This window comes from Pseudonocardia sp. McavD-2-B, from assembly GCF_024124365.1.
Taxonomy (GTDB): domain Bacteria; phylum Actinomycetota; class Actinomycetes; order Mycobacteriales; family Pseudonocardiaceae; genus Pseudonocardia; species Pseudonocardia alni.
The window spans coordinates 1-3,906 of sequence record NZ_JAMXSG010000398.1; the positions used below are offsets into that span (position 1 = coordinate 1).

Sequence of the window (3,906 nt, forward strand, 5' to 3'; positions counted from 1 at the left end):
GCTCCGACGCGCTCCGCCCCATCGCCACCGCGGTGCGGGTCGCGCGGCGCGCCGCGGTCGCCGAGGCCGTCCGGGTCCTGGTGTCGGTCCCCCGCTGATCCCCGCGCCGGGCGCCACCGGAGCAGGGACTCCAGCAGCGCCTGCGCCGCCGGTCCGCCGGGCCCGCCCGAGCGCAAGACCAGGTGCAGCCGCGTCCGGATCTCCGGGGTGATCGGCACCGCGACCGGCGGCCGGGCCAGGGCCGCCATCCCGGCCGCGCCGAGCGCGGGTTCCGGGACCACCGCCACCCCCGCCCCGCGCGCGGCCAGGCGCAGCAGCAGCGTCATCGCGCCGGACTCGAACCCCACCCGGGCGGTGAGCGACCGGGCCGCCAGTGCCGCGTCCAGCGCGGCGCGCAGGCCGTGCCCGCGGGGCAGGCAGATCAGCGCCCGGGCCGCGAGCTCGTCCAGGGTCACCGCGGCCCGACCGGCGAACGGGTCGTCCGCCGCCACCGCCGCGACCAGTGGGGACTCGACCAGCACCCGTCCGTCGAGGTCGTCGGGCGGGGCGTGCGGAAACCCCAGCACGGCGACGTCGAGCCTCCTGGACGGGTTCGCCGCCCGCGCGACCCGCGGGCGGTCGCACCCGGCGTTCCGGTTCGGACCGCCCCGCGGTGTCCCGGCCTCGTAGTCTCCGCCCATGACACGTGCCGCGCCCGGACCGGAACCGCGCCTGCGGGCGTGGGAAGCACGGACCGATGTCGGTCTGACGGTGCTCTCCGCCGGGTTCCTGCTGCTGTACGCCTGCGAGGTGCTGCTGACCCGCACCGGGTCGCCGGCGTGGCGGACCCTGGAGACCCTCCTGTGGGTGCTCTGGGCGGTGTTCGTCGCCGACGTCGCGGTCCGGCTGTCGCTGGCCCGCGACCGGTGGCGGTTCCTGCTCGACAACCCGCTCGACGTCCTGGTCCTGCTCGCCCCGTTCCTGCGGTTCCTGCGCCTGGTCCGGCTCGTCGGCGCGGTGTCGGTGCTGACCCGGACGCTGCGGGACGACCTGCGCGGCCGGGTGAGCGCCTACCTCGTCGTCACCGTGTCGCTGCTGGGGTTCGTCGCGGCGCTCGGCGTCTACGAGGCCGAACGCGACGTGCCCGACGCAACGATCACGACCTTCGCCGACGCCCTGTGGTGGGTCCTGACCACGATCACGACCGTCGGCTACGGCGACCGCTACCCGGTGACGACCGAGGGCAGGCTCGTCGCGGCCGGCCTGATGATCGCCGGGATCGCCGTGCTGGGCACCGTGACCGCGACCATCGCCAGCTGGTTCACCGAGCAGATCGAGCGGTCCCGTACGGAGGCCGCCCGCCACGACGAGCCCGATCCCGCCGGGCCGGGCGCCCCCGACCCGGCCACCTGGGCCGAACTCCTCGCCGAGCTCCGTCGGCTGCGCTCCCGCCTCGACGAGCTGGAGGAGGCCCCCGGGCAGCCGCCCGGCTGACGCCGCGTCAGACCGGCGGGGACAACCCGGCGTCGTGCACCAGCAGCGCCACCTGGACCCGGTTGTTCAGGTCCAGCTTGGTCAGGATCGCCGAGACATGGGTCTTCACCGTCGCCACACCGATGTGGTGACGGGCGGCGATCTCGGCGTTGGACCGGCCCGCGCCGAGATCGAGGGCGATGGTGCGCTCCCGCTCGGCGAGGCGCTCCAGCCGTCGCCGGGCCGCGGCCCGGGTGCTGTCCCGGTCGGTCTCGGCGACCCGGTCGATGAGCCGGCGGGTCACCTCCGGCGAGAGCACCGGACGGCCCGCGGCGGCGTGCCGGACGGCGAGCACGAGTTCGTCGGGCGGGGTGTCCTTCAGCAGGAACCCGGCGGCGCCGGCCCGCAGCGCGCGCAGCACGTGGGCGTCGGCGTCGAAGGTGGTGAGCACGACGACCTGCGGCGCGCCGGGGCGGCGGCGCAGCGTCTCGGTGGCGGTGAGCCCGTCGGTGCCCGGCATCCGGATGTCCATCAGCACGACGTCGGGCCGGTGCCGCTCGGCCAGCGCGACCCCCTCGGCACCGTCCCCGGCCTCGGCGACCACGGTCAGGCCGTCGGCGCCGCGCAGCATCATCGACAGTCCGAAGCGGACGACCGGGTCGTCGTCGACGATGAGCACCGCGACGGGGTCGGAGGCGGTCACGACGGCCACGGTAGCCGCATCCCGGTCCGCCACCCGCCGTCCGGGGTCGGGCCGTGGTCCAGCCGGCCCCCGACGAGCGTCGCCCGCTCGGCCAGCCCCCGCAGCCCCTGCCCGGCCGCCGGCCGGTCGGCGCGGGCGGACCGGGCCGGTGCCGGGTTCGCCACCTCGACGACGAGCCCGTCTCCGGCCCCGCCGGTCACCGTCACCGTGACCGGGGCACCCGGCGCGTACGTGCGCGCGTTGGTGAGGGCCTCCTGCACCAGCCGGTAGGCGGTGCGCCCCGCGGTCTCGGGCACCGGGTGTTCCCCGGTGGTCACGCCGGGCCCGTCGTGCAGGACGACCGCGGTCCCGGTCCGGCGGGTCTCCTCGAGCAGCTCCCCGACGTCGGTGATCCCGGGCAGCGGCAGCTCCCCCACCGGCGCCCGGAGCACCCCGATGACCTCCCGCAGGTCCTGCAGGGCGCGGTGGGCGTTCTCCCGCACGACCTCGGCGGCCCGCGCGGTCTCCTCCGCCGGCGCGTCGCGGTGGAACGCCAGCGCCCCCGCGTGCACGCTGAGCAGCGACAGCCGATGCCCGAGCACGTCGTGCATCTCCCGGGCCAGCGCCTCCCGCGCCTCGTGCGCGGTGCGCTCGGCCCGCAGCGCCGCGGCGGACTCGGCCATCGCGGCCCGTTCGCGCAGCGACTCGACCAGCAGCCGGCGGCTGCGCACGAGCAGCCCCCAGCCGAACACCGCCGCGTGTCCCGCCACCAACGCCCCGACCAGCAGCCACAACGGGGCCTCCGGCGCGGGCCGCCAGGAGTAGTACACCGCGAACGACGCGACGCTGCCCAGGAACACCGCGGCCGAGACCCGGGCCGGGCAGCGGGCGGCGACCGCGAACAGCGCGACCAGCCCCGGGACCGAGGCGACCTCGGAGAACGTGCACAGCACGACGACGCCCACGGCCACCGGCAGCGGGTACCGGCGCCGCCACCAGAGCGCGACGCAGGCCAGCATCCCTGCCGCGACGTCGACACCCAGCAGCACCTCGGGCCCGCCCGGCGACGACACCACCCGCAACCGGGCCATGAGCAGCCCGATCAGGGCCGTCACCACGACCACCAGGCCGTCGACGACCCACCGCCGGTACGCCGCGACATCGGTCATGGCGCCGAGGCTAGGGCCCGTACCGGCGCGGACGCCTCCGTCCCACGACCCGGCCGCGCTCATCCTTCGGACGGACCCCGGCCGGGCAGAACTCTCCCCCGGACGGATCCGGACGGCCGGACGGCCACCCGAGACTCCACCGCATGCACGCCCTGCACCGACTCCTCCGGCCGCTCGCCGTCCTCGCGGCCGTCGTCGCCGTGACCCTGACCGGCTGCGCCGCCGCACCCGCCGTGCCGTCCGCGCCCGCGGTTCCGCCGCCCGACCCGGTCCCCTGGACCGGGTGCGGTCCAGGCCTGGAGTGCGGCACCCTCGAGGTCCCCCAGGAGTACACCGATCCCGACGGCCCCCGGGTCGCCCTCGCGGTGATGCGGCACCGTGCCACCGACCCCCAGCGCCGGATCGGCACCCTGTTGTTCAACCCGGGCGGGCCCGGGGTCGCCGCGACCGACACACTGCGCGCGATGCCCACCACCCCGGGGTCGCCGGGCACCTTCGGGCCGGAGGTGCTGGCGCGCTTCGACGTCGTCGCGATGGACCCGCGCGGCGTCGGCGCCTCGTCGGCGGTGCGCTGCCGCACCGAGGCCGAGCGCGCCACGGCCG

4 protein-coding genes and 1 pseudogene are annotated in these 3,906 nt (G+C 77.1%); 2 read left to right on the forward strand and 3 right to left on the reverse strand.

Annotation, left to right across the window (positions count from 1 at the left end; genetic code table 11):
• On the reverse strand, window positions 1-566 hold a 566-nt coding region (locus tag NH602_RS29085; RefSeq protein WP_253069475.1), incomplete at its 3' end, for a LysR substrate-binding domain-containing protein.
• A gap of 112 nt (window positions 567-678) precedes the next feature.
• Here NH602_RS29085 and NH602_RS29090 point away from each other — a divergent pair.
• Window positions 679-1,473 carry a potassium channel family protein gene (locus NH602_RS29090; RefSeq protein ID WP_253069476.1) on the forward strand — a complete coding sequence of 265 codons (795 nt, stop codon included), beginning with the start codon at window positions 679-681 and terminating at the stop codon, window positions 1,471-1,473.
• A gap of 7 nt (window positions 1,474-1,480) precedes the next feature.
• Here NH602_RS29090 and NH602_RS29095 read toward each other — a convergent pair whose 3' ends face one another.
• On the reverse strand, window positions 1,481-2,155 hold the full coding sequence (locus NH602_RS29095; RefSeq protein ID WP_308292893.1) for a response regulator transcription factor: 675 nt from the start codon (window positions 2,153-2,155) through the stop codon (window positions 1,481-1,483).
• The gene (locus NH602_RS29100) at window positions 2,152-3,303 is read right to left on the reverse strand and encodes a sensor histidine kinase (RefSeq protein WP_253069477.1); all 1,152 of its coding nucleotides are present in this window, start codon (window positions 3,301-3,303) and stop codon (window positions 2,152-2,154) included. Before NH602_RS29100 ends, NH602_RS29095 begins: the two co-directional genes overlap by 4 nt.
• Window positions 3,304-3,446: 143 nt before the next feature.
• On the opposite strand from NH602_RS29100, the pseudogene NH602_RS29105 reads away from it, so the two are divergent.
• Window positions 3,447-3,906 (forward strand): annotated as a pseudogene (locus NH602_RS29105) (hypothetical protein); the annotation flags it as partial.